Below are 25,806 nucleotides of genomic sequence, written 5' to 3'. Positions count from 1 at the left end.
GCTTCAAAATGTAAATGTACAGGTTGATTGATCAAAATAGCCTCGAAAAGGCTGAAATGGACGATTTCAACTGCACTTTTGCATTTTGATAGCTGTTTTGGGCACTTTTGAGGCGCATCAAAATGTACTTTTACATTTTGAGCACAGCACGCGTCCGTATGTCGATGCACCAAAAGGCTCCCGAGAACATCCCGGCAGCCTTTTGCTCATTCTAATCGGTGCAGTTGCTATCTATTCAGCGCCGATAAAATCGGCGATGCTGATTTTACGGCCTTGCTTGGCGCTCTCTAGAGAAGCGAGCACCATTGCCATACTTAGGCGGTTGTCCCGGCTGTTCGTCTCAGCGGGGCGCCCCTCCTCCAGTGAGAGAAACATTTCATCCAGGCAGCCGTGGTGGAAGGTGTTGGGGTACGTTTTGAGTTCAGTTGAGATGGCTTCATACGAATTCATAAACTTGCCGGTCTGATCGCCCGGTGCAATGACTTCGGCATGCGGAGCGCTTGCACCATCCCATATTGCTGTGCCCTTCTCCCCGGTGATTCGCCAGGATGCTTCCCATGTCGTTGGCGCACCTTCTGCACACCAGGAACCGCGGTAACAGAACACCGAGCCGTCCGACATTTCGAAAATGCAGATCGCTGCAGCGTTGCCGGCATACCAGGAACCGGCCGGATTAAACTCCTGACAATAGACCGATACCGGGTCGGCTCCGACAATAAGCCGCGCTTGGTCGAATGTATGAATCGCCATATCGAGCAAAAGCGGGCTGTCCATTGCGTCGCGGAAGCCGCCAAAATGCGGGGCGAGGAAAAAGTCTGCGCCAATATAACCGGGCTTGCCGATGCTGCCGGCTTCGATCAGCTCGCGAAGCGCGCGAATGCCAGGATCGTAGCGGCGGTTTTGCATGATGGCATGCCGGCTTCCGGTGCTATCGGCTAACGCTACCAATTGGTTGCACTGTTCCATCGTTTCGGCGAGCGGCTTCTCGCCAAACACATCGCAGCCCAACTTCATTGCGGCAGAGCTGACGGCATAATGACTAGCCGGTATCGTCACGTCGAACACGAGATTGGCGTTCGTCGCTTGAACGGCCTGCTCCACATCCGTGAAGAGCGGACAGGAGAGTTCCTGCCGATCCGCCATCGCTTGGGCAAACTCTTCTTTAATATCGACGAGGGCGACAATCTCCGTATCGGGACGTTTTTTCGCATACTCCACCCATGAATTGGCCATGCCTCCGCAGCCGACGACGACGACTCTGTATTTCTGCTCCATACTGATTCTCCCCCTCTTCTATTGCGGATTTGGGATAAAATCTCCACCCCGGCACCGTTTCAAATAGTTTAAACCATGTACTTGCCCTGTCATCTCCAGCTCATCCCGATAAACCGGATCATGCCAGCCCTCGATATCAATCGTCCCCTTGTAGCCTGCTTGCCTCAGAATCGTAATAACGTCGGACCAGTTCGTATCGCCAAAGCCCGGCGTCCGGTGCCAGACGAAATCCTTCGGCCCATGAATGCCGTACTCCTTAACGACATCCCATGCGATTGTAGCGTCCTTGCCATGAACATGAAACACTTTATCAACCCATTTACGCAGCTGCGGGATCGGATCAATCAGCGACACCATCTGATGGCAAGGCTCCCATTCCAGTCCGATATTGTCTGCCGGAACCGCATTGAACATCCGCTCCCATGCAGTCGGGTTATGCGCGATATTCCAATCGCCGCCGTTCCAGTTTCCGCCCATATCACAGTTCTCGAAGGCGATGCGCAAGCCTTTATCCTCCGCGCGGCGCGCCAGCTCGCCGAACACCTCGGCAAACCTTGGCAGCGATTCGTCAATGGAACCCGGTACCCTTCCCGTGAAACCGGAAACGATATCTGCTCCGAACAAATGGGCGTGGTCGATCAGCCGCTCCCAGCTCGCTAACGTATCGGCGTTATCGCCTGCTCCGGTCAACGGATTGCCAAAGATGCCAACCGTCGAAATAATGAAACCGTGTTCATCTGCAAGCTCGCGAACACGCTTAGCTGTCTCAACCAAATCTGTATTTCCTGTCGTCTGCCAGAATGTCAGGCTGAACGATTCAAAACCATGCTTAACAATTTGTGGTATAACACGAACGGCGTCGCCGCCCCCGACTAACGTTCCAATTCGCAAAGGCTGATGCTGATTCACTTGTCGATCACTCCAATATTGTCTTATAGTAGTAAGATCAACTTCATTATAATGCGGCAGTTCCTTCTTTTCTCTTCTTATCTTGTGCAATAATAGTCTGATCTTGTGGGGTGAATGAATAATGAGCTATCCGAAGGAGCTTCATGAAATTACTCGTCTGGAAGAGAAGAACCTGCCGTTCCAGCTCTTCTTGAACGGTAGCGAGCAGGCTGTCCCCGGCCAAAATATATTGTATTTGCATTGGCATGAGCATTTTGAAATTATCGTCATGCAGCGCGGAGAGGCGATTTTCCACATCGACAGCGTGCCCTATGAGGTGTCGGCGGGCGATGTGCTGCTCGTTCCTGCCGGGGGACTGCATGTCGGCTATTGCTCCAGCGGGGGCGAGATCAAGTATGCAGCCATCGTATTCAACGCTTTGCTGTTCAAAGATTGGGCTCAGGATCCTGTTCATATGAAATATGTAGCCCCCTTTCTGGAGAACCGTTTTCGTTTTCCCGTGCAGCTGGACCAACATTTGCCCGCATTTGCCGGATTTGACGCTCTGCTGGATCAAATCATTGCCGAATATAGTTCCAAGGAGCCCGGCTATCAGTTGATTGTGAAAACCGAGCTTTATCTGCTGTTTGCGAAGCTGTCCCGTCACTATTGGCAGCAAAATGCGGACAATGCCCCAGTCAAAGATCATTCATTGAACCGGGAGCGATTCAAGCCTTTGCTTGCCCATATCGAAGAGCATTTCGCAGAATCAATGTCCATCGAGCAGGCGGCACAGCGGGTAAGTCTGAATCCGTATCATTTTTGCAAGACATTTAAAAAGCTGACAGGACGGACGTTTGTTGAATACGTCAATGACTGCCGTGTCAGTGAAGCGGCCCGGCTGCTCCAGAAAGCCGATCTGAGCGTTACGGAAATTGCCGGCCTTGTCGGCTGCGACAACCCGAACTACTTCACAAAGCTGTTCAAGCAATATAAAGGCCTTACACCCAGCCAATACCGAAAGCAAAGCTAGCTAAAAAAAGCTGCACCCCATCGGAATGATGAAAGGTGCAGCTTCTCTTTTATTTGATCAAATAATGTCCGATAATGGCCAGAAACAGCTTTTGCGTCTCAAACAGCGCCTGCTCGTCAAAGTCGAACTTCGGATGATGATGCGGGTATTTCGTATGCTCGCTATCATTGTGTGCCCCTACGCGAAAATAAGCGCCTGGCCGCTCCAGCAAATAATACGCAAAATCCTCGGCCCCCATAGCCGCCTCCGCTTCAACGAAAGCGTCGTCTCCATTCGTTTCCTCAATCAGCTTGCGCATGAGCGCCGTTTGCTCCCTCGGATTGAACAGTGCGGGGTACCCGTTCAAATAATGCAGCTCATACTGGCAATGAGAAGCTTCGCATAGCCCTTGTACGATTAACCGGATTTCTGCCTCAATCTGCTTACGAATGGCTGCATCGAATGAGCGCACTGTTCCTTCGATTCTCGCTTCGCTCGCAATGACATTAAACGCATTCCCGGCCTGAAAAACACCAACGCTCACGACAGCCTGCTTCATCGGGCTAATCCGCCGGCTGACGATCTGCTGCAGCTTGCCGACCAATTCACTGCCGATGACGATCGCGTCAACCGTCTGCTCCGGTCGCGCGCCATGACCGCCTTTGCCGATAATTCGAATCTCGAAAGCATCAACAGCTGCCATCATATACCCTTCGCACAGGCCCGCTTTGCCGACTGGCATATCTGTAGCCAAGTGGGCTCCGTACACATAATCGACGCCATCCAGGCAGCCGTCCTCGATCATAAACTTGGCGCCTCCCGGCGGCTTCTCCTCCGCATGCTGGAACAGAAAGACGACGGTTCCATGCAGCTGCTCACGAATGCCGCTTAGCACGCGCGCCGTTCCGAGCAATGCCGCCGTATGTCCATCATGACCACAAGCGTGCATAACGCCGTCAACAGTAGACCGGTATTCGGTATCTTTCTCATCCTGAATCGGCAATGCATCGAAATCAGCGCGCAGTCCGATCGTCAAGCCCGGCAGTCCGCCCTTCAGCGTGCCGACCACTCCTTTTCCGCCTACCGCTTCCCGCACCTCGATACCGTATGAACGAAGCTTTTCTGCAATAAATAAGGGAGTATGCTGCTCCTGGAACGATAGCTCCGGATGCTGATGCAAATATCGGCGCCATTGTACGACGTCAGGATGTCCGTTCTCCAATGCAGGATGCAATTTTTCTAATAAAGGCATGGACTCGCCCCTCTCCTATTTGATCTATTTAATAAATAGCATAGTATTCCGCTTGGATATATGCAAGCAAAAAGCAGAAAAGAGCATTCCATTGACGGAAGCTCTTTTCTGCTTACTATTACTGCGTCGCTGTCATAGGACAACGATTTATACTTGATTTGTGCTCGTCTTCAAAGCTTTTCGAACAGCCGGGGCAACTTTTCCGGCAAGCAGCTCGATTGCCGTTGCAATCTTCGCATAAGGCACACCGCCGATATCAAATTGCGCCATAAACCGGCTATGACCGAACAGTTCATGCTGCATCAGTATTTTTTCCACGATTTCATCCGGACTTCCGACGGCTAGAGCGGTCTGCGGGCCTGTCATCTGCTCGAATTGCTCTCTGCTTGGCTTTGGTTTACCCATAAATTGCGAGAAATAATAAGAATAGTGCGGATAAAATTCATCTCTAGCCTGCTTGGAGTCCTCTGCAATATAACAATGTCCAGTAATGCCAACACTTAAACCGCCAGGCTGATGGCCGGCATCCAAGCCCGCTTGCCGGTAAACCTCGACAAGATGCTGGAAGTCCGCCGGATTACCGCCCAGTATGGCAAGCGCCATTCCAGTTCCCAGCTGTCCTGCGAGCGCTGCGCTTGCCGGCGTACCGCCAACGCCAATCCATACGGGCAGCTTCGGCTGCACCGGTCTAGGTGCAATTTCCGCATCATTCAGCGGGGTGCGGAACTGGCCGCTCCATGTCATGCGCTCCTTGTCATTGAGCTCCAAGAACAATTTAATTTTCTCCAGAAACAATTGGGCGTAGCTGTCCAGCTCATACCCGAACAGCGGAAAGGATTCGATATAGGCACCACGGCCTGCGATCATCTCAGCGCGACCGTCCGAAATCAAATCCAGCGTCGCAAAATCTTCAAACACTCTTACCGGATCTGCTGTGCCCAGTATAGTAGTAGCACTCGTCAGCCGTATTTGTTTCGTCGCTTGCGCTATAGCTGCCAGCAGCACGGGCGGCGATGACAGTGCAAAGTCCAGCCGGTGATGCTCCCCTACGCCAAACACATCAATTCCTGCTTCATCAGCCAATACAGCCGCATCAATCACTTCGCGAATGCGCTGCTTTGCAGTTGCGGACTGACCCGTTAACGGGTTCGGCGATAAATCACCCAGCGTATAAATGCCAAACTCGAAAGGGGCACTCTCCTCTGCACGAATGACTGCTTTCTTAGATGTTCCATTATCCGGTTTTCCGGTTTCATATTCCATGTTCACGTGGTGACTTCCTCCTGTTGCCGTTGTACAGCTTATCATATGCATCTATTCACGAGAATGAATATCAGTTACTTATTGTAAGTAATTATAATTAAGTAATTGGCATATGTCAATCTTGACAACAAGCGGCACAATGAATGGGACATACTAGTCATAAATTTGTTAGCCCTTGTATAAGCAGTCCATTCGATCACTCTGAATTATTGTATTAAAAAAGGCTGACCGGAATGTCCGGCCAACCTCTATTACCTATCTATTTCAGTATTTTACAGTGATTAATAAGATGTCCAGCCCGCATCGGCAGTAACGACCGTGCCATTGACGAAGCTCGATTCGTCGGAGGCAAGAAACAGTGCCACTTTAGCGATCTCAGAAGGCTCGCCCATTCTTGGCATAACGCCCATACCCGCCATGGACTTGTCCAGTCCAAACTCATTAGGTACTCCGCTGCCCATACCAATGTTCGTATTAACTCCGCCCGGAGCAATCGCATTACATCGGATGCCTAGTTTTGCATACTGGTAGCCGACGTTTTTCGTCAAACCTACAACGCCATGTTTTGCCGAAGTATAGGCCGCTCCTGCACGGGCACCAAACAAGCCGCCAACCGATGCGATATTGACGATGGTCCCTTTACCTTTTTCCATAAAAATCGGAAGTGTCTTACGAATGGCACGCATTGGGCCAGTCGTATTGACAGCAATGACGCGCTCCCACAGCTCGTCGGTCAGCTCATGAACCGGAACCATATTGTCCATAATGCCTGCATTGTTAATCAATATATCAACAGTACCGAATTTTTCTACCGCTGTATCAATCATCTTCTGAACGTCAGCTTCAACCGCCACGTTGGATATAACAGCGATGGCATCCCCTTTGTTCTCCGTAATCTCAGCTGCTGTCGCTTGTGCAGACTGCTCGTTCAGATCGGAAACGACGATCTTAGCGCCCTCTTTTGCAAACAACAAAGCGATTTCCTTGCCCATGCCCGAACCTGCGCCGGTAATTACCGCTACTTTGGATTCCAGTCTCATTTGTCCAGCCTCCCGGTCTCTTTTATTGTTTCATTCCTGTTAAATGTACTAAAGTGCTATACTTGAAGTAGATCAACAACTGTACGTTAAAGTACAATCGTCTGTACACCCTAAGTATAACGATTCCCCAAAAACCGAACAATCAGCAAAAAAGCGCTTACTGTACGATTAATGAACAATAAAGACTAAATTGTACGAAAAAAAGTGATGGAAGGGATGGAAGGATGACGGAAGCGTCCCATAAACCGGATAAACGAATACTCCGCAGCAAAGCGGCTCTTAAACAATCCTTGCTGGAATTGATGCGGCAAAAGGATTTTGCTTCCATTTCCACGACGGAAATTGTGAAGCATGCAGATTTCAACCGCGGTACCTTTTACGCACATTATGAACATAAAGAAGCTCTGCTTGAGGATATTATCCACGATCTGCTGAGCGGACTCATTGAAAGCTTTCGAAAGCCCTATGAAGAAGTAGCGTCCTTTGAGCTGGAGCGTTTTCCCGCATCGGCCGTCACATTATTCGACCACATCTATGCCAATGCCGAGGTTTACGCCCTGATGGTTGATCAGAAGGTGATGCCCGGCTTCCGGGAAAAAATGTTTCACGCGCTCAAACAAACGAGCATCGAGGATCTCATCCCGCAGCTGCACGTAGTCGGCGATCACATGCTCGACCATGAGCTGCTCGTCGTGTATCAGATGCATGCATTGCTGGGGCTGACCTTTCACTGGATACAAGAAGGCTTCAAGCAAACTCCGGCCTATATGGCCGAACAGCTTGTGCTCATTCTGAGAGCACGCCCTACTACAGTCGTAGCGAAACGCGGTTCAGCTATCGACAAATAGACACGTATCACAGAAACCCCCGCCTATTAGAAAGGGCGAGGGTTCTTTATGTTTATTTCGAATGCAATGGATTTCTGAACATTAATCCGATTGCAGACGACAGCAGCATTTTGTTTATCTTTTCCAAAACAATGATTGCGCTATAGAGTAAAATAAATTACTATAAGAAGTAAGGAGGTGCTGAATAATGGATGAAGAATTACAGCTTAATGTACCGCTTCTGCGACGCCGCGTCCCTAATCTTACTACGGCCGCCCGGGAAGCCGGTCTGAGAGCAGCAACTGTCTCAAACCTATGTACAGGAAAAATACCTATCGGCAGAGCCGAAGTAAAAACTTTAGTTGCCCTTGCTTCTCTGGCAGGATGTAGTCTTGATGAACTCATTATTAGAGGGAGTGGATTGCGGATGATCGAGACAGGCATTAAAGCTTTGGATTTATTTGCTCCGGTTGTACGCGGGGGGACGGTTGGTTTTGTAGCCCGGCCAAACATGGGACAGTTGGTGTTGTTAGCAGAGCTGATGCTGCGTTTGAAGAAACGGGGATTTGCTACTGTTTTTTGGGATCCGCATTCGGATACCCCGGGCATTAACCATGTTCAGGAGCAATCTGAATTTATCTGCTCGTCGAAAGAAGACATTCATAAACAAATTGTGGAACTTCGAGAGGAGAAAGATATTGTAATCGGGGTTGATCGCAGCAAAGTACTGTCTGGTGAGTTATTATCCTTGCGCGAGAGCCTTAAAGAAGTTGGGGCCCGGCCGATTACGATAGCGCTTGTCGATACGAAGTGCGAGGTTATTGACGAAGAAGGCGCATATGGACCTCTCGATACGCTCTGGAAGTTTGACGCCGACTTAATAGGCCGCAGCATTTACCCGGCAATCGATCCGCTCGCATCCATCTCTACAGTCCTGGAAGGCCCCTATCTAGACGCTGTGCATCTTGCCACACAACAACGTGCACGGAAGCTGCTTCGCCGGTATAAAGAGCTAAGATCACTTGTAACCGCCCAAGGCTTTGACAAAATTTCCGCCCCGGATTTGCTGCTCTACAACAAAGGAGAAAGGCTTGAAGCTTATCTCGCACAGCCTTTTTATGTCTCAGAACCCTATACTAACGTGCCGGGCGAATGGTTGACGCTCTATGAAACACTTGAAGATGTTAAACGGATTTTAGGCGGCGAAATGGATCATACCGAGCCTTCCGAGCTGTTTTTCAAAGGAAGATTGGCCGCTCGGGCCTAAGTGTGTTCAGTCATTCTGCCATATAAATAAAGGCTGCCGTGAATACATCGTCACGACAGCCTCTTCGTTAGATTGAACTTGCTTCCCTATCAGTAAAGCTTTCCTTGAATATACAAATTCGTCGACAACTTCATGACAGCATGGCTGTAGCAAATTTGACGAAGCGGCTTTTGTGTCCGGAAAAATGCAGGAAACACTGCGTTCATCGTCTTTTTCATCTTATTCAGCAGCAGCTCGAACACTTCGTCCTCGCCATAGAACAACGTCTCGCGGCCTTGCAGCCACTCGAAGTAAGAGACGATAACCCCGCCTGCATTCGCTAAAATATCAGGGATGACGATCGTGCCCATCTGTGACAAAATAGCATCGGCTTCGCCCGTAATCGGAGCATTTGCGCCTTCGACGACCAGCTTCGCCTTCACCTGACCCACATTATCGTCCCGAATCTGATCCTCCAGCGCAGCGAGAATCAGAACGTCCAGATCAAGATAAAGGACCGCTTCCCGCTCCATTACCATCGCGTCGACGCCAGCAGCTGCAAGCTCCTCCGGATTGCGCGGAAGGTCGCCTTTATTACCCTTGGCGAAATGAATAAGTGCCGGGATATTCAAGCCGTCGGCCCGATATAGTGTGACGTTGCGATCGCTGACGGCAACGATTTTGTTGTTCATAAAGCTGCACTGATAAGCTTCGAGCGCGGCAATAGAGCCTACGTTGCCAAAGCCTTGTATAGCAATCGTAAGCGGCTGCGTCGCTGCCGCCAGCTGCTGCGCTCTATTAAAATAGCGGGATTCCGCGTTCAATTGATGGCTTTCCCGGATATAATCATGCAGCAAGTAGCGCAGCGAGAAATAAACGCCTTTCCCCGTTGCTTCCTGACGGCCGAGAGAGCCGCCGTTCAGTACGCTTTTGCCAGTAAAGCTGCCGAGATAAGGCTTGCCGGGATGAATGCTTTTGTACTCGCTCATCATCCAGTCCATTTCCCTCTGCCCCGTACCGACATCAGGTGCTGCAATATCCTTGTCCGGCCCTAAAATATCGCTGAAATACTGAACGTATTTTTTGCAAATTTGATACAGCTCTTTCGTCGTATAGTTACGGGGATTGATCGCAACGCCGCCTTTGCCGCCGCCAAATGGCACCTCATGCAGTGCATTCTTAAGCGTCATCAGCGCCGCGAGGTTGATCACTTCCTCCTCGTTAACCGACTCATGAAAGCGAATGCCGCCTTTATAAGGGCCAAGCGTGTCGTTGTGCTGCGTCCGGTAAGCCGGAATACGTACGACTTCTCCATTTTCGAGCGCAACTCTCAAAAATGATTTTTGTATTTTATTAGGGGTCGATAGAATCGCCTTCAACGAGTTGAAAGCTTTCACACGTTTCTCTTCCTGCAAATCCGGCAGAAAATGCTCCTCCTCCAGCAGATCCAGCAAGGAGCTCTCAATAATATGGGATGTTTGCTTGGTCATGTCTGTCACCTCATCGTTAGTCGTTATGGCGGAAAAAGAAGTAGCGCATCATCTTGGATGATAGTACCAGTTCATCATAAAATGACTGAATAGTCAAATAAGTGCGGGCAGCAAGAAGTCTTATTGGGCTTTTTACGAAGCAGCTTCGCTATTTAGCGAACCGGCTTTCGCTGCACTCGCCTGCCTTTGAAGATCTTTTTCCATTAGCGAACTAAATTTCGCTGTTCATGAACCTACATTCACCAATAACGAATTTTACTTCGCTATTCCTGCAGCCCGCCCTCTCGCTTCTACAATTAGTGAAGCCAGCTTCTTTATATAACGAACCCGCTTCGCTAATTCTCATTTGGACAGCTAAAGCCACCAGACCTTGCCGCCAACCAGCTGTTACCTGCGTATTATTCGATATTACACGCTAGAAATGCATAAGCACGCCCATCTCGTCAGTTCAATAAAGGCTCTTCAGTTGCGGACATCTCCGCAGCAGCTCGTTCAGAAACCGTTCCTCTTCCAGCGGCGAAATATGAATCGAATCATAATTCCCGTAATAGACTTCAAGTCTGCGGCTCGATGTTGCTGCACTGGATAACCATGATTTGACCGGCTTCACATTCACAATATTCTCATACGGTATCTTTCTGCTGAACGGTGCGTTCCGGATAAACAATCCGCTATCATCCAAGACATAATAGATCTTGTACCATACCCATAGCAATAAAAAGGAGAGCGCAAAACTGACCAGGAATATAATGCTTCCTCCAATAATGCCTGCTCCTGTCACAAATAAAGGGGTCACACCACTTGCCAGAAGTAAGATCGCACTTGCCCAGATCACGATACTAAGCCATAAATCACGCCGTGGAACAAACTTCACGCAATCACCTCATACTTTATTTAATATTGGCGATCTCGAAGATCCTTATCATCAAACCACAACTGCACGGATTCCACATCTTCCTTACCCTGGAAGACGAACAAACGGCCTTAAAACTCTAACCTTAATCGGATCATATCTCTGCACCAAATGCCGTTTTCAACAATTTTTTCTTCATAGTGTCGGACAAAAAAATCCTGATCGACCCCCACGATGCGAAATCCGCATTTTTGGTACAGCGCCAACTGCTGCAAGCTTGAATTTCCCGTACCGATTTCGACTGTTTTGGCCCCTGCTTCTTTGGATGCCTCTATCGCGTGCAATACGAGCCTTTTTCCGATCCCCTCACCTTGCCGCTCTTCCTTTACCGCAACATTGACGATCTCTACCGTCTCCGGCCTCGTCTTTAACAACACATAAATACCGATCGTTTCCCCATCTGACTCCGCGACAAAACAACGGCCTCGCTGCAAATAATCGTCGACGATGTGCTTGGACGGATCGGCAAGCAGCAGCAATTCGTAGGGAACCCGACTGCCGATTTGCCATTCTTTAATAACTAACTCCACTTTACCCCTCGCTCCTATTCTTCAACTCTACTATTCTAGTATACCAATCTATCTCATATATGGAAAATGTATAAATTCACTCTCCAGAGGGTTGAAGCCGTTGCCATAGCAGCGCCAGCCGGTCAAGCTCACTCGCAAGATGTTCCTTCCCTTTAATATATGCATCGATATCGAGAGGAAACCGAGACGCCAGCTCGATTTTCAACTGACCATATGTATGAGCCATTTCTGCATGATTGCGCAAATAATTGCGGAAAGCTAGGTGCCGTGCAATCTGAACATGCCCCTGTTCGTAAATATGAATATGATGCGTCCGAGAATCCCCGCCCTTGGCAAAATAACGCCGGCCAGCAATACCATTCTCGCCTTTTGGCATATAGCCTTCTGCACGCATAACCGCTTCATAGGCGTCAATCCGCTTAATATCCTTCACAACTGGCAGCACGTCGATAACCGGCTTGGCAGCCAATCCAGGTACCGAAGTGCTGCCAATATGATGAATCGTCACAATCTCTGCTCCTAATAAATCTTGCAAACTAGCAGCTGACTCCTTGAATCTCTCTTCCCACTGACTCTGATAGGGAGTAACCTCAACTTTTCGCATAAACCCTCCTGTTATCGCTTTCAATACTTATGCAACACAACAGAGCAGCGAACCTTACTCGCTGCTCTGCCATGGTCTATTCCCTTACCGCCGCTATGCCTCTTCGGCGTTCTCTTCAATGATGTCTGCTTCACGGTAGCTGACCATCATTTGCAGCTTATTCAACTGCTTGCGCGACAGCTCGGACTGCTCATACAAGCATTGCAGCTGATTACGCTCTGCTTGAATACAAGCGAGCTGCAGTTCCTTCTTTTGCTCCTCAAACTGCTCATTGCCTTCATCGACGGATTGCTGTCTGCGGAGCTCTGCGAGCCTTCGATTATAACCAGCTATTACTTTATAAGCCGAAGCTTTATTGTCATCCATAATGCTTTGTTTCAGCGCTTCGATGGCGGCTTCCGATGTGCGAATCCGAATTTGACGGAACCGCAGTCTCTCTTCAGGGGTCAGGGCATGATCACGAAACTTTTTATCCGGATTTGCCGTACCTGCCAGCTTACGCAGCAGACCCTTCAACAGCATCCAGAACATTCGCCAGCGGTTCGTCAGCACCAGCTCCACCCCGGAGAGGAACGTCTGTATCCGCTTCGACTCCTCCGGCTTCACCTCGCCTTCCTCAACGAGCTTGTTCAAGTGCTTCCTTTCGGCTTCGATCGCTAATCGGCGCAGTTCCAGCTCGTCTTCACGCATCTGCATTTGGTTCTCTGCCGGACCGTAAGCATATTTCAAAGAAGCAAGCTTTTGGTTGTAGGCGGAAATAACGGCTGCTGCTGCATGGTCATTTTCATCGGTACGAGCATGCTGAGCAGCGGCAATCGCTGCTTTGATCGACTTCTTCAACGCCTCTTTGGAAGGATCGCTTCCCGCCTCTTCGAGCTGCTGCTCCGCATTCGAAGTAAGCAGCGGCAAAACGATGCTGGCCGTAATTAACGACAGCAAGATTACGCCCGCCGCAAGAAAGATAATTAAATCCCGCTCCGGAAAAATCTGTCCGTTATCCAAAAATAACGGGATAGAAAATGCTCCGGCCAAGGTTAAGGTTCCGCGTACGCCTGACACCGACAGCAGTAGAATCGAAAGCCACGAAGTACGCTCCTGATCATTGTTCTGTCCTCTGGAGAAGACATTGGACAAATACACCCAGATGCAGCGAATGACAATTAATAGTATGTAAAGCAGAAAAACATAGCCTACGACCTGTACATTGTTGTGGGCTTGATCCTGGAAGATCGCCGTCATCACGTCAGGGATTTGCAGGCCAAGCAATACGAACACAAAACCGTTCAAAACAAATAAAATGACAGACCATGTGCTGTCCGATACGACCCGCAGCTCTACTTCTTCATGACGAATCTTATCCCGTTCGACGGCGTGAATGACTCCTCCTGCAACTGCTGCCAAAATGCCGGAGAGCCCCAGCTCCTCGGCTAAAATATAGATCAGGAACGGCGTGACGATGACGAGCATCATATGTACCGTCACATCCTCCATACCGAAGCGGCGAAGCAGCGCCCGAATCCAAATAATGACGAGTCCCAGAAATGCTCCGAACAAAAGTCCGCCTACCGCAATAATGACGAAGCTGAAGGATGCTTTCCAGATGGAGAACGCGCCTGTCACGGTCGCCGCAATAGCAAACTTGAAGGCCACAAGTCCAGATGCATCATTCATTAGCGCTTCGCCCTCTAACAAGCGGTGAATTTGTTTCGGCAGATGGACTCTTGCTGAGATGGAGGATACCGCAACGGCATCGGTCGGCGACAAAATGGCGGCGAGCCCGAACGCAGCAGCAAGCGGTATAGTCGGAATCCAGGCGTTAATCGTATACCCTCCGATAAGAACCGTTACGAACACCAAGCCTACCGCCAGCAGCAATATGGGGGCACGCAGCTTCCATAGCTCGTCCCGCGGTGTTACCTTCCCGTCGTTAAATAACAATGGCGCGATGAACAGCACCATAAACAGCTCCGGATCAAGCGGAATATGCATCTCTGTCGGCAGAAAAGCAAGTAGGATACCTAATACGATCTGAATGATCGGAACGGGAATGAACGGCACAATGCGGTTCAAAACATGCGATACTGCGATAAGAGTAATGATTCCCAAAATAGCGAGCATCATTTCCACGTCATTCCCTCTCCTCTCTCTGATTGTTTGCCTGACGTTCATCCGACTTATTTTATACCAACGGATCGGCAATCATTCCCGGGAACGGGATGGACGCAAAAGCCGATGACATCTCGTCATCGGCTTCCATCTCAACATTTTACCGATGCTGCTCATAGAGATTGGCTCTCGTTAAGCTGCGCAACAGCGCAAGCTCATCCGTCGTCAATGGTTCCCCTTCGCTGGCTTCGATATTGTGAAGGAGCTGTTCCAGCGAGCTGGCTCCAGGGATGGCTACAGCTACAGCAGGATGAGACAGCGAATAGCGGATTGCCAGCTGGCTCAAGCTTCGCCCTTCGTTCGCTAACTGCGCAAGCTCATCATGAAGCGCAGGCAGCTCTTCTGCGGAATAATCCAAATAGCCTTTTTCCGAACGGACACGTCCGTTGGGCGATAAAATGCCTTTGGCGACCGGACCGCGTGCGATCAAACCGATGCCTTTGTCCTCCAAAAGCGGCAGAACCGTCTCTTCCGGTCTGCGGTCAAGCAAGCTGTATTGGCTCATCACGCTTACGATACTAGAGCGAGCCGCATATTCACGAATGACGTTGGGACGGATCGAGGATATGCCGTATTCCCGGACAAGCCCTTCTTGCTTGAGCTGCTCAAAGGCTTCGATTGTCTCTTCAATGGGATCTTCAAGCGTCCCGCCATGCAGCTGATACAAATCGATATATTCGACGCCGAGCCGCTTAAGACTGCCTTTCACCGAGGACAGAATATAGGCTTTGGATGGGTCCCATACCCAGCCTTCCTGTCCCGGAATCCGACGATTGCCAACCTTCGTGGAAATTATGATCTCATCACGGTTACGGCCGCTGGTGCGAATCGCTTCGCCAACGATCTCTTCATTCAGCCCATCTTCATACAGATCGGCGGTATCCAGAAAATTGACGCCCCGTTCTAATGCTTCATGTATAAGTGCGATCGCCTTCTGCTTCTCTGTACCAAGCGACATGCAGCCAAGCCCGATTTCTCCAACATACAGCTCCGAGGAGCCAAGCCGATTGCGTTTCATTGACGTTACCACTCCAATCATCCTATGTAATGGATTAATTATACTATAGGATGGCGGATCAGAACGAGCCCGCCCCTCCTTGATTTGTACAAAATAAAAGTGACGATTTAAATTTATCCATTGAGCTGAGATTCGCATTCTATTATGATGACATATATCGATAATGATTATCATTATCTTAAAAATTCAGGACAACTTGTTGGAGGGAATTACGTTGAAAAGAACGAAAATAATCATCACACTGCTTGCTGCCTTTGCTTTTACCGGAACCTTGCTGCTGGGCTGCAGTGCAAACAATACGAAAACTGATGCGACTGCAACGCCATCTGCTACAGCTTCTCCGGCGGAAACTACAGGCCCGCAAACTGAAACTGAATCTGCAACCCGCGACTTTACCGACTGGACCGGACATACCGTGCAGGTTCCTACTACTCCTCAGCGTGTCATTTATCACGGTGAAACGACAGGCGATCTGCTAGCGCTTGGTGTTATACCAATCGGGACGACCGATATAACCGGTGCGGTGTACGAGGACCTTTTACCGGATGCTGTTGATGTAGGTTTTCCAATCGAGCCGGAAAAAGCGATGTCCCTTAATCCGGATTTAATTATTTTCTCCAATGCAGACGAAGCCCAATACGCACAGTTAGCCAAAGTAGCGCCAACCGTCACCTTCGACACGTTTGCTTCGCTTGACGATCGCATGCGTACATTAGGAGATCTGTTGAACAAAAAACAAGAAGCGGAGGACTGGATTGCCGCTCACCATACCGCTACAGACGAAATGTGGAAAAAGCTCCACGAGAACGGTTTGAAGGAGGGCGAAACCGCTACCGTCCTGACGATGTATCCGGGAAAAAGATTGTTTGTTATGGCCGGAGCCGGTCTTCCGCAATTTATTTATGAGAAAAACGGCTTTAAGCCGGTTACTCAAGTAGCCGAAATGATTAAGGAAGGCCAAGGATTCGTAGAGATTTCGACCGAAGTTCTTCCCGAAATTGCCGGTGACCGCTTGTTCATCCTGACTCCAGTAACCTCTGATGCGCGGAACGAATCAAATGAACTAGTGAATAGCGCAATCTGGAAGAAGCTCCCTGCCGTTCAAGCAGGCAAGGTCTATGAATTCGATATTATGAAAGCGACAAGCGACGCGAAGTCCCGGGAATGGCTGACGCAAGAGCTGCCCAAGCAATTGCTCAAATAATTTATCCGGTGGAAACTGATGCGGTCTTCAACTCCGGTTGAAAGACCGTATTTATTTCTCTATAATAAATGATAACTATTCTCATTTATTTGTTATAGGAAAAGAGGAATAATGATGCCATCCAGCGCTACCCACCCAGCCCCGTTCCGCAGCCTCATGCTGCATTTATCCCATATCGATTCCTTCACGATCCCCCCGGCTGTAACAAGTGAAGAACAAATAACGGCAGCCCATTGCCTGCTTATTATCGAACAAGGTGAAGGTACGATTTACCTGAACCATCATTACTATACCTTCCAGCCAGACAACTGCTATTTGCTTCAGCCAAGCTCCTCCTATCAATTTGATAATGGCGACAGCCAGAGCATTCGATACACCTGCATTTATTTTGAAGCCTTTAAGCGGGTGGAGGGCAAGGCGGCCGCTCCCTATCTCGAATCTTTAATAAAGGACTTGATCGAGTTGCCCGCTCCGCCGATCTCGGAATTCCATGAGCTGCTCTTTGAACTTAAGGATGCCAATCGGCAAACGGGCAACTTTGGAGCTCTTCAGCAGCAGCTGTATTTTCAGGAGCTGTTCCTATTTCTAATGGCCCAGCCCCTGCAGCAGCAATCTCTTGGAAAAGCCTCGATGGTTGATAAAACGTTGCGTTACCTTGATCAGTTTTACATGGAACAGATTACTGTGAAAGCGCTGGCCAGTATGGCGGAAATGCCGCCATGGCAGTATACATCTTTGTTCAAAGAAAGGACGGGTAAGCGGCCGCTTGATTACTTGGCTGAGCTGCGTATTGAACGATCCAAGAAATGGCTGATCGAATCAGACGAGCCGCTTCGTGATATCGCCGAACGGGTGGGCTTCAAGGACGAATACTACTACAGCCGAAGATTTCGTCAAATAAGCGGTGTTGCACCCCGGCAATATGCCTTATCCATGAAAGGAAGCGATATCGTCATGGACTGGCAGGGTCATAGAGTCTGCATCCCGCCCGCCCCGGAGCGCATCATCTTTTATGGGGAAGCGCTTGGCGATATGTTGGCTCTTGGCCTCGCTCCTGTCGGCTGCTCCTTGTATGATGCATCTCAAGAGCTGATCTCGGCACTTGAACTCCCGCTTCCAGATGTCGGCAAGCCGTTCAACGATCAGTTAGCCTCTGCCCTTGATCCCGACTTGATTATTAGCACTAACGGGGACCAGGACTATGCTAAAATGTCTGCAGTTGCGCCTACCCTCTCTTATAATAGCTGGGCGCCTCTTGGCGAGCGGCTTTCAACTTTAGGGAAATGGCTCAATCGCGAGCGAGAAGCCGTACAATGGCTGGAGAGCTATCAAAGCGGCTTAAACCAGATGTGGCGGGAGCTCTGTGGGGATATTCGTCCCGGCGAGAGTGCTACTGTCCTTATCTATCATCGCGGCAGACGATTATTCGTTATGGGCAGCATTGGACTTGCCGTCAGTCTGTACCATCCCCAAGGCTTCAAGCCTGTTGCCAAAGTGCAGGATATGCTGGACGCTGGACGGGCTTACAAAGAAATTGCCGAGCATAAGGTTCAGCAATACGCGGGAGACCGGCTATTTATGCTCGTACCGGACCGGTCCGATTCCAGAGCAGCGATGGACCAACTGCTCGCTAGCCCGGCTTGGAACGCTATTCCAGCCGTCCGCAATGGGTATGTCTATCTGATTGATTCCAAATGGAACAGCGGCGACGGATACACCTCTGAGAAGCTGCTGCATTATCTGCCCGAGCTGCTCCGGCAAGCTTAGTTTTGCAGCATTTGCGTGAATGGTTTGTTTGACTCGCTTGCCATTTCTTCACTATAATGACTTTTAGAAAGACTCTTGTGGAGGTCTCTAATGACGGATGAGAACTACGACTTTGTCACGCGTATGATGGAAGCCTTCCAAAGATTCGGGAAGGCAGAATGGCGCAAGCAATCGATGTGGGGCATTAAAGCGAGCGAAGTTCGCGTCCTGCTATGCATCATTGACAACGCCAGAAAGAACAAGACAGGTGCAACCGTATCAGAAATTAGCAAAAGGCTGCTCGTTACTTCCCCTACTGTCACCCAAATGGCAAACAGCTTAATTGCCCAAGGATATATTGAACGGGAAGCCGATCAGAACGACCGGCGCATTTTTTACTTAAAGCTAACGGAAAAAGGCGACGAGATCGCTCAAAAGCTCAAGGAACGTTATCAATCCTTTTTTGCCGGATTAATCGAACATTTGGGCCATGAACAAAGCGAAAATCTGATTCAAATTCTTGATCAAGTGTTTCAATATACCGATCAGGCACAAAAAGAATACAAAGATGATTTGTAAAAAATGCGCTATCCGGAACACAGTCCGCGAATAGCGCATTTTTTGTTTGGCATGAAATTTATTGAAGAGCTGGCTTCTTCACGCTCTCCTCAGCGTTCGCCGTCTCTACCTTTGGAGCGTTCGAGGAACGCAGCGGAATTTCTTTCAGGAAGAACACAAGCACGAACGCAACGACGAGCAGCGCCATCCCAGATAAGAAAACGACAGTTAGCGTATCGCTAAGCACGCTGCGAAGCAATTCGATCGTCTGATTAAACATCGTCAGAATGGAATCCGGCAGCGTCGACTGCAGTTCCTTCAGCATCGGCTGGTTAAGCAGCAATTGCGGATTTAAGAATCCTGCAAACTGCTGTGCCGTCTCCGGATCAACTTTGGACAAGTCCGGACCTTGCCCCGATGCTACTGCATCCTTCAGCTTTCCGCTCATCGTTGAATTCATAATCGTTCCAAGAACCGCGATACCGATCGTACCGCCCAAGTTACGGAACAATGTGGATGCGGCTGTTGCAACGCCCAGCTCTGACGGAGCTACGGCATTCTGTACCGTTAACGTAAACACCGGCATTGAAATGCCAAGTCCAATACCAAATACAATCATGCTGGCGACCGCGACTCCGATACTGTTCATAAATGCCATCATTAACATCCCGGCAACCATGAATGGCATTCCGATGAGGGCATATCGTTTATACTTGCCGGATTTTGATATCCAGCGTCCAGAGAGCGTACTGAGCACAATCATCGTAATGGACATCGGCATATTAACGAAGCCGGATGTCGTAGGCGAAATGCCTTTTACCCCCTGTACGAAAAACGGCAAATACATCATCGCGCCCATCATCCCAGCGTTCATCAGAAAACCAATGGAATTGGACACGGTCACGATTCCGTTTTTGAACATGGAGAGCGGAAGCACCGGGCTTTTCGCCTTCCATTCCACTAGAATCAATATGCCGATAAAGACGACGGCTGCGCTAAGCAAGCCGATAATTTCGAAGGACGCCCATTCGAACTTGCTGCCCGCCCAAGAAAAGCCCAACAATAAAGCGATAATGGCTAACGATAGGAAAAGCATACCCAAGAAATCGATCGATTCGGCTTCGGCTTTTTTCGCTTTCGGGAACATCGTCCAGATCATGCCGAGCGCAACGATACCGAGCGGCAGGAAGATCCAGAAGATCCATTTCCAGTCCATATGGTCGACCATGAATCCGCCGAGTGTAGGTCCAAGCACGCTGGAGAAGCCAAACACAGCCATCATAATGCCGGTCCACTTCGCCCTCTCGCGTGGAGCGAACAAATCGCCGACGGCCGTAACCGTAGCCGACATGAGAATACCGCCGCCTATGCCTTGAATGCCCCGGTACGTAATCAACTGATAAATGTCATTCGCGGTACCGCACATAAAAGCGCCGATCATAAAGACGACGATACCGAATAGGAGAAACGGCTTCCGGCCGTAAATATCCGAAAGCTTGCCAACTAGCACAGTCGCGATCGTTGACGTTAACATATAAATAGTAATAACCCAGGAGTAAAGCTCCATTCCTCCCAGAATCGCGATGATACGCGGCATCGCCGTGCTGACGATCGTCTGGTTGATCGCCGCAAAGAGCATGGCTGCCATCAGTGCAATCATAATCGTAATTTTCTTCTTCTGCGTTAAATGCTCCATGATGATTTCCCCTCTTCCTTAAGATTAATTAGTGTACCTTTGGCAAAAATCTAATGCAGCCAAATTAGATAGGTTGCCAATCTATATTTTGATTATAAAACAACTTTACTACTAAAACAACTGGAATTAACCTTACTTTGACAACAGCGAAATTGAAGTTGACTAGCCCTTTGGGCTGTGCTATTTTACTCTACAATTACTTCATTCATAATGAAGGCCAATCACTGGGGAGGAAAACCGATGCAGGCTCACGAGATCATGATCAGACAAGTCTACAAAGTGAAAGAATACGACCTCGTCAGGGATGTTGTTGAAAAATTCATCAAATATCAGATCAGCGGTCTGCCCATCGTGAATGACCGGAATGAAATCGTCGCCTATATTAGTGACGGGGATATTATGCGTTTCATCGGGAAGCATAAGGATCTGGTCATCAACAACTTCTACTACATGGCTGTTCTCAAAGGCGATTACGACAAATTCGATGAACGCGCTTCCAAATTACTGGAGTCCAATGTCATGGACATTGCCAAGCGGAAGGTCATTACCGTTGCCTGGAACGAGGAGGTCGAGAATGTAGCCGCCCTGCTAGGTGAAAAACATATTAAAAAGCTGCCCGTCGAACGCCATGGCGTTCTTGTTGGCATCATTAGCCGTGGCGACGTGATCCGAAATGTTTTTAAAGAGAAAAATAAAGACAACCTTTGTTAGCGCAAAAAAACAACGCTCCTGCCGCTATTGAAGCGGAATTTGCGTTTTTTTCGGTGTGGGATATTAAATATAATCATGCGGACTTTCTGTTCGAATATTCAAGTTTGAACCCTCCTTACCGTATGAATAGCGCTAGTCAAATAGTGAGTGACTTCGCTTCTCTTTATAACCGGCGGCTTCGGCCATTAAATCCGATAAACTTTTACCTTCCTGCCTGATATCATCGATATAACGATCGGCAGCTACTCTGCCCTGTTTAAGAATGATGGCCCGGTCAATGACATTCTCAATTTCATCGATGAGATGTGTCGTTATAATTAAAGTTTCCTCGCCCGTAAGGCTGGACACCATCAGCTTCAAAAAGTCCTGTCTTGCAAACAAGTCTTTCCCTTGAAACGGTTCATCCATCAGCAGCGTTTTTGCCCCTTTGGCAAAGCCTGCGCAAATCTCCAGCTTGGATTTTTGACCTTTGGACATAGATTTTATCGGTTTGTCGAGTTCTAAGTCGTACCATTGCAGCATTCTTACATAACGCTCATAACTGAAAGAAGGGTAAAATTCCGCTAAAAATCGAGCATACCGTTCAGGCGTCATACGAGGCGGGAAGCTGCCTTCCTCCGTAATGAACGCAATGCTCTCGAATTGCTCACTGACCGGCCTGCCATTGAGCTTAATCTCACCATGTCGAATGTCACCAAGCCCCATAATGGCCTTCAACAGCGTCGTTTTTCCACTGCCGTTAGCGCCGAGCAAGCCAACGATTTCTCCGCTCTTGATCGTCAAGTTATCCACGTATAATACGGGAGTCTCATTTACTGCAAACTTGGATTCTACGTACTGCAATTCAAGCATCCCTTTCTTCTCCTTCCCGACTACTCGAACGCAAGTTGATCATAATAACGATTCTCCTGCATCGAATAATTATTATTCTCCTTGTCAGGCATATGAATCGTCCGGATTAGATCGTCATTAACATTCGTGGCCAATTCCCCCTTGTACAGCAGGGAAGATGACTGAAATACATAGACGTATAAATGCTTGGGCAATGTGATGTCATAGGTTAGCTCTCCCTGTTCCGAGAAGATCATGGCTACATACAGTTTGCCGTTCTTATAGGCTATCGTAGTCGGATCAAAATAATAGCTGCCATTGCCGTCCTTAAAAACATGCCGCACCTCATCAACTAGCGTGATTTGCTCCGATACGTCGAATGTAACCATTGTTCGATTCATCGCATGCGGATCATTCGTGCTTGCTCTAAAGTTTAAAATAAGCTTATTTTCCTTCAGATCATGAAATACAGTATAGGGTTCACTGTGTCCGTTAACATCCGCCTCTTCAGGTGTGCCGTCGGTGTGCCAGCCGTTCATATGAAAGCGGCCGACAGATGCTTCGCCAATCGGCTTGCCCGTTCTACTGTCATAGCCTTTTGCAAGGAGTCGATCCCCTTCAGCTATAATAAGAACAAGCTTATCGCCAACCGATTCCAAACCTAACACTTGCAGACTCGGCGCATGATTATCTTTATTTTGCTCCAAATCAATGGTCACAATCGGACGGGGCTCCTCCCCATCGCGAAGTTCATAAATCGCATTCGTTCCCGTGTATTGGTCAGTAGTCGGTACAATGAAGTACAATTTATCTTCAACTTTTGCTAGACCGTATTCCAGTGAATTCGAATACGTCACCTGATTCGGCTCCGGTTTGATATTACGGATCTCAGGAAATATATAGCCATTTCCGATTTTGCGATAAGAATTTTTAAGACTGCGCTCGATTACTTCATACGAACCGCTTCCATGGATTTCGTAATAAAATCCATCGATTAACTTCGAACCCCCAGATATATATCGATAAGGACTGGGCTGCTGCGGAACCGGAAAAATTTCTGTTTTGCTGCTCACCGCTCCATCTGGCTGCATGGCAAAGCTCGTCTGAAGATACCCGTCGCTTATTTTCCCGTGAAACGTCACACCGCTCATCGCTTCTCGGTTTCCTTCTAGATCCTTCAACTCAAACAGCCAATCCTTCTTTTGCGAGATGGCGGAAACATATACACTGCCATAGATGAGTAATGCGGCAATGAACAGAAGCGCGGCTGCATGTTTCGTTATTTTCCTCATGAAAGGTTCCTCCTCCCTGTTTGGTTTATCCCTAAGCAATGAATCCTCTGCGGACGAGCCGAATGCTGTGCCAGACAAACCATGCAGTAAGCGCGATGAGCAAAATGCTTCCTATATAAAGACCGGTATAGCTGCTGAAAAAAAAGGTATCAGCCATCTTCTGATTAACGGCTCGAATGCCAATAATCATCGCAGCCGCGATGAAGATCAATCCCCAGAACCGCTTGCTGCGCTCGCATATCAGTCCATAATACAGCCCAGATGCCAAAGAAATTAACAAACTGCCAAGCAATAGCCAATCACCAAAATGAAGCGGGAAAAACAATCGTAAAAATGAAGAGCGAACAAGCGCCAGCAGCAATCCGTTCGTCATCGTATATGAAGCGTCGACATGAGCAGCGAATTTGGCGTCCATAAGGCTGTACCCCAGCCAAATAGTTGCCATTTGAGCAGCAAAGAGCAAGGACAAGCAGATGAGAAAAGCACCCAGCTTGCCTAAATAATACGCCTCCCGGCGAACAGGCAAAGTCAGCATCGTGTAAATATTTTTGCTGCCCCAATAGCTTTCGTAGAAGGATTTCGCAAACCAAGCGCATGTCGCGGCCAAGCCTAAGATGAACACTAGTGTACTGCCTGACTGCTTATAAAGCTCCTCGAACCTGGGGTGCACAGTGTTCTCATGGACGCTCCCCGTCACAGACTGGATCAAAATAAGCGAAATCACCAAAACGGCTGCCGAGATGATCACCGCCCCTCGCAGCATCATTGTCGTTTCATGATTCAACAACCGATAGAAACCCTTCATATCAGCACCTCCTTGTATTACTATAGTAGTACAGTTAATGCATAAAAAAACTAATCCCACATCTCACTGATGAGCTCCACTACTTTTTTGAACGAAAGATTGACGTCCTTTGCCGAATGGATAAAAGCTTGAATCATCTCCCGCGTCAGCTCCTCTTCGATACGGCTGTACAAGGTTTCATCTACATAAATGACACTGCCCGCTGTACCGGAAGTATGTACGTATCCTTCATCCTCCATCAGCTTGAACGCTTTCTGAACGGTATTGGGGTTAATGTTCAGCTGGGCCGCGATCTCGCGCCGCGAGGGCAGCTTGTCGCCCGACACCGCTTGCTTCACAAAAATTTGCCGCTTCACGTAAAGCATCATTTGCAGGTAAACCGGATCCTTCGCATTCAGCTTCAACTCATAAAAATTCAACAACCGTAAATCACCTGCCTTATCGCATAGTTGTATTATGGTGGTCATACACAATATTTGTCAATAGGTTAGGTGCTATCTTAGCCTTAGTTTCAACTAAGGCTAAGATGCCCCCTTTCCTCGCGGGCGGGTGTAGCTCCTGTTTCCACTGAGAGCTGCGGTTCTCTTTCCTTTATTGGAACGAGAACCGGCTTCGCTCATAGTTGGACCGCTGTGTTCACTGAAGAGAAGGAGCGACAGCGGTCACTCGCTTGAATGTTGGCTGTTGGTTGTTGGCTGTTGGCTGGAGCGAACTGGCTTCGCTTTTTTGCGAAGACAAGTTCGCTCCAGCGAGGGCTGGCGAGGTCGCAACTTTGCCGCAGCGAAGCTAGCTTCGCTATTCATGAACGTAGGTTCGCGAATAGCGAAAATAAGTTCGCTGCAGCCTTACTGCCTGCTCAATTCCACCACTATAGCGAAGATTGGTTCGTTATTTAACGAACCGGCTTCGCTAATCGTCGATTACCTCGTGTTTTCGAGAACGAAGCAAGATTCACTCCCTCAATATTTGGCTGGAGCGAACCGGCTTCGCTTTTTTGCGAAGACAAGTTCGCTACACGTGGGCTGGCGAGGTCGCAACTTTGCCGCAGCGAAGCTAGCTTCGCTATTCATGAACGTAGGTTCGCGAATAGCGAAAATAAGTTCGCTGCAGCCTTACTGCCTGCTCGATTCCACCACTATAGCGAAGATTGGCTCGTTGTTTAACGAACCAACTTCGCTAATCGTCGATTACCTCTTGTTTTCGTGAACAAAGCTTGGTTCACTCCCTCAATTTCTGGCTGGAGCGAACCGGCTTCGCTTTTTTGCGAAGACAAGTTCGCTACACGTGGGCTGGCGAGGTCGCAACTTTGCCGCAGCGAAGCTAGCTTCGCTATTCATGAACGTAGGTTCGCGAATAGCGAAAATAAGTTCGCTGCAGCCATACTGCCTGCTCAATTCCACCACTATAGCGAAGATTGGTTCGTTGTTTAACGAACCGGC

Annotated in this window: 24 protein-coding genes; 8 read left to right on the top strand and 16 right to left on the bottom strand. The window is 48.8% G+C overall.

Translation table 11 applies throughout. The features are described from left to right. Positions 1 to 231 precede the first annotated feature (231 nt). Positions 232 to 1,275, bottom strand: a complete 1,044-nt coding sequence (locus tag IEX98_RS02425) for a Gfo/Idh/MocA family protein (protein ID WP_188887337.1) — start codon at positions 1,273 to 1,275, stop codon at positions 232 to 234. 18 nt (positions 1,276 to 1,293) lie between these two features. Further along, a complete protein-coding gene (locus IEX98_RS02420) occupies positions 1,294 to 2,184 on the bottom strand; it encodes a sugar phosphate isomerase/epimerase family protein (protein WP_188887336.1) in 891 nt (296 codons plus the stop codon). Positions 2,185 to 2,305: 121 nt separating this feature from the next. On the opposite strand from IEX98_RS02420, the gene IEX98_RS02415 reads away from it, so the two are divergent. Beyond that, on the top strand, positions 2,306 to 3,196 hold the full coding sequence (locus IEX98_RS02415) for a helix-turn-helix transcriptional regulator (protein ID WP_188887335.1): 891 nt from the start codon (positions 2,306 to 2,308) through the stop codon (positions 3,194 to 3,196). Between the two features lie 49 nt (positions 3,197 to 3,245). Here IEX98_RS02415 and IEX98_RS02410 read toward each other — a convergent pair whose 3' ends face one another. The 3 genes from IEX98_RS02410 to IEX98_RS02400 form a co-directional block, all read right to left on the bottom strand. Further along, positions 3,246 to 4,427, bottom strand: a complete 1,182-nt coding sequence (locus IEX98_RS02410; RefSeq protein ID WP_188887334.1) for a M20 metallopeptidase family protein — start codon at positions 4,425 to 4,427, stop codon at positions 3,246 to 3,248. A gap of 147 nt (positions 4,428 to 4,574) precedes the next feature. Then, the gene (locus tag IEX98_RS02405) at positions 4,575 to 5,690 is read right to left on the bottom strand and encodes an LLM class flavin-dependent oxidoreductase (RefSeq protein WP_188887939.1); all 1,116 of its coding nucleotides are present in this window, start codon (positions 5,688 to 5,690) and stop codon (positions 4,575 to 4,577) included. Positions 5,691 to 5,971: 281 nt separating this feature from the next. After that, on the bottom strand, positions 5,972 to 6,730 hold the full coding sequence (locus IEX98_RS02400; protein WP_188887333.1) for an SDR family oxidoreductase: 759 nt from the start codon (positions 6,728 to 6,730) through the stop codon (positions 5,972 to 5,974). 224 nt (positions 6,731 to 6,954) lie between these two features. Between IEX98_RS02400 and IEX98_RS02395 the strand changes: the two genes are divergently transcribed. Together IEX98_RS02395 and IEX98_RS02390 are read left to right on the top strand one after the other, a co-directional pair. After that, positions 6,955 to 7,578 (top strand): TetR/AcrR family transcriptional regulator, encoded by a 624-nt coding sequence (locus IEX98_RS02395; protein WP_188887332.1) that lies wholly within the window; start codon positions 6,955 to 6,957, stop codon positions 7,576 to 7,578. Between the two features lie 187 nt (positions 7,579 to 7,765). Beyond that, the gene (locus tag IEX98_RS02390; protein ID WP_188887331.1) at positions 7,766 to 8,824 is read left to right on the top strand and encodes a hypothetical protein; all 1,059 of its coding nucleotides are present in this window, start codon (positions 7,766 to 7,768) and stop codon (positions 8,822 to 8,824) included. 89 nt (positions 8,825 to 8,913) lie between these two features. Here IEX98_RS02390 and IEX98_RS02385 read toward each other — a convergent pair whose 3' ends face one another. The 6 genes from IEX98_RS02385 to IEX98_RS02360 all read right to left on the bottom strand — a co-directional run bounded on the left by IEX98_RS02385 (position 8,914) and on the right by IEX98_RS02360 (position 15,524). Next, on the bottom strand, positions 8,914 to 10,293 hold the full coding sequence (locus tag IEX98_RS02385; RefSeq protein ID WP_188887330.1) for a Glu/Leu/Phe/Val family dehydrogenase: 1,380 nt from the start codon (positions 10,291 to 10,293) through the stop codon (positions 8,914 to 8,916). Positions 10,294 to 10,741: 448 nt separating this feature from the next. After that, positions 10,742 to 11,167, bottom strand: coding sequence for a PH domain-containing protein (locus IEX98_RS02380; protein ID WP_188887329.1), 426 nt, complete (start codon positions 11,165 to 11,167; stop codon positions 10,742 to 10,744). A gap of 110 nt (positions 11,168 to 11,277) precedes the next feature. Then, entirely contained in the window at positions 11,278 to 11,736 is a 459-nt protein-coding gene (locus tag IEX98_RS02375; protein ID WP_188887328.1) for a GNAT family N-acetyltransferase, read from the bottom strand. A 76-nt stretch (positions 11,737 to 11,812) separates the two neighbouring features. Continuing rightward, positions 11,813 to 12,340: a GrpB family protein gene (locus tag IEX98_RS02370; protein ID WP_188887327.1), complete on the bottom strand. Its 528-nt coding sequence runs from the start codon at positions 12,338 to 12,340 to the stop codon at positions 11,813 to 11,815. 93 nt (positions 12,341 to 12,433) lie between these two features. Beyond that, positions 12,434 to 14,467, bottom strand: coding sequence for a Na+/H+ antiporter (locus IEX98_RS02365; protein ID WP_188887326.1), 2,034 nt, complete (start codon positions 14,465 to 14,467; stop codon positions 12,434 to 12,436). A gap of 139 nt (positions 14,468 to 14,606) precedes the next feature. After that, complete coding sequence (locus tag IEX98_RS02360) at positions 14,607 to 15,524, bottom strand: aldo/keto reductase (RefSeq protein WP_188887325.1); 918 nt, start codon at positions 15,522 to 15,524, stop codon at positions 14,607 to 14,609. A 214-nt stretch (positions 15,525 to 15,738) separates the two neighbouring features. Between IEX98_RS02360 and IEX98_RS02355 the strand changes: the two genes are divergently transcribed. From IEX98_RS02355 to IEX98_RS02345, 3 genes are all read left to right on the top strand, one after another. Continuing rightward, a complete protein-coding gene (locus tag IEX98_RS02355; RefSeq protein WP_229691939.1) occupies positions 15,739 to 16,728 on the top strand; it encodes an ABC transporter substrate-binding protein in 990 nt (329 codons plus the stop codon). A 111-nt stretch (positions 16,729 to 16,839) separates the two neighbouring features. Next, positions 16,840 to 18,495 (top strand): AraC family transcriptional regulator, encoded by a 1,656-nt coding sequence (locus tag IEX98_RS02350; protein ID WP_188887323.1) that lies wholly within the window; start codon positions 16,840 to 16,842, stop codon positions 18,493 to 18,495. A gap of 90 nt (positions 18,496 to 18,585) precedes the next feature. After that, positions 18,586 to 19,053 carry a MarR family winged helix-turn-helix transcriptional regulator gene (locus IEX98_RS02345; protein ID WP_188887322.1) on the top strand — a complete coding sequence of 156 codons (468 nt, stop codon included), beginning with the start codon at positions 18,586 to 18,588 and terminating at the stop codon, positions 19,051 to 19,053. A gap of 58 nt (positions 19,054 to 19,111) precedes the next feature. On the opposite strand, the gene IEX98_RS02340 is transcribed toward IEX98_RS02345, so the two are convergent. Then, a complete protein-coding gene (locus IEX98_RS02340) occupies positions 19,112 to 20,728 on the bottom strand; it encodes an MDR family MFS transporter (protein ID WP_188887321.1) in 1,617 nt (538 codons plus the stop codon). A gap of 240 nt (positions 20,729 to 20,968) precedes the next feature. Between IEX98_RS02340 and IEX98_RS02335 the strand changes: the two genes are divergently transcribed. After that, positions 20,969 to 21,439 (top strand): CBS domain-containing protein, encoded by a 471-nt coding sequence (locus tag IEX98_RS02335; protein ID WP_188887320.1) that lies wholly within the window; start codon positions 20,969 to 20,971, stop codon positions 21,437 to 21,439. Between the two features lie 132 nt (positions 21,440 to 21,571). Here IEX98_RS02335 and IEX98_RS02330 read toward each other — a convergent pair whose 3' ends face one another. From IEX98_RS02330 to IEX98_RS02315, 4 genes are read right to left on the bottom strand one after another with little or no spacing between them, the layout of a single operon-like run. Then, complete coding sequence (locus IEX98_RS02330) at positions 21,572 to 22,291, bottom strand: ATP-binding cassette domain-containing protein (RefSeq protein ID WP_188887319.1); 720 nt, start codon at positions 22,289 to 22,291, stop codon at positions 21,572 to 21,574. 20 nt (positions 22,292 to 22,311) lie between these two features. Further along, positions 22,312 to 23,562 (bottom strand): hypothetical protein, encoded by a 1,251-nt coding sequence (locus IEX98_RS02325; RefSeq protein ID WP_188887318.1) that lies wholly within the window; start codon positions 23,560 to 23,562, stop codon positions 22,312 to 22,314. A 31-nt stretch (positions 23,563 to 23,593) separates the two neighbouring features. After that, a complete protein-coding gene (locus tag IEX98_RS02320; RefSeq protein WP_188887317.1) occupies positions 23,594 to 24,367 on the bottom strand; it encodes a hypothetical protein in 774 nt (257 codons plus the stop codon). Positions 24,368 to 24,417: 50 nt separating this feature from the next. Beyond that, positions 24,418 to 24,789 (bottom strand): GntR family transcriptional regulator, encoded by a 372-nt coding sequence (locus IEX98_RS02315; protein ID WP_188887316.1) that lies wholly within the window; start codon positions 24,787 to 24,789, stop codon positions 24,418 to 24,420. A 304-nt stretch (positions 24,790 to 25,093) separates the two neighbouring features. Between IEX98_RS02315 and IEX98_RS02310 the strand changes: the two genes are divergently transcribed. Next, on the top strand, positions 25,094 to 25,573 hold the full coding sequence (locus IEX98_RS02310) for a hypothetical protein (protein ID WP_188887315.1): 480 nt from the start codon (positions 25,094 to 25,096) through the stop codon (positions 25,571 to 25,573). Positions 25,574 to 25,806 lie beyond the last annotated feature (233 nt).

The organism is Paenibacillus radicis (ex Gao et al. 2016), from assembly GCF_014641555.1.
Lineage (GTDB): Bacteria > Bacillota > Bacilli > Paenibacillales > Paenibacillaceae > Pristimantibacillus > Pristimantibacillus radicis.
Note: the sequence above shows the minus strand (reverse complement) of the source record. Positions and strands in the feature narration are given on the sequence as shown.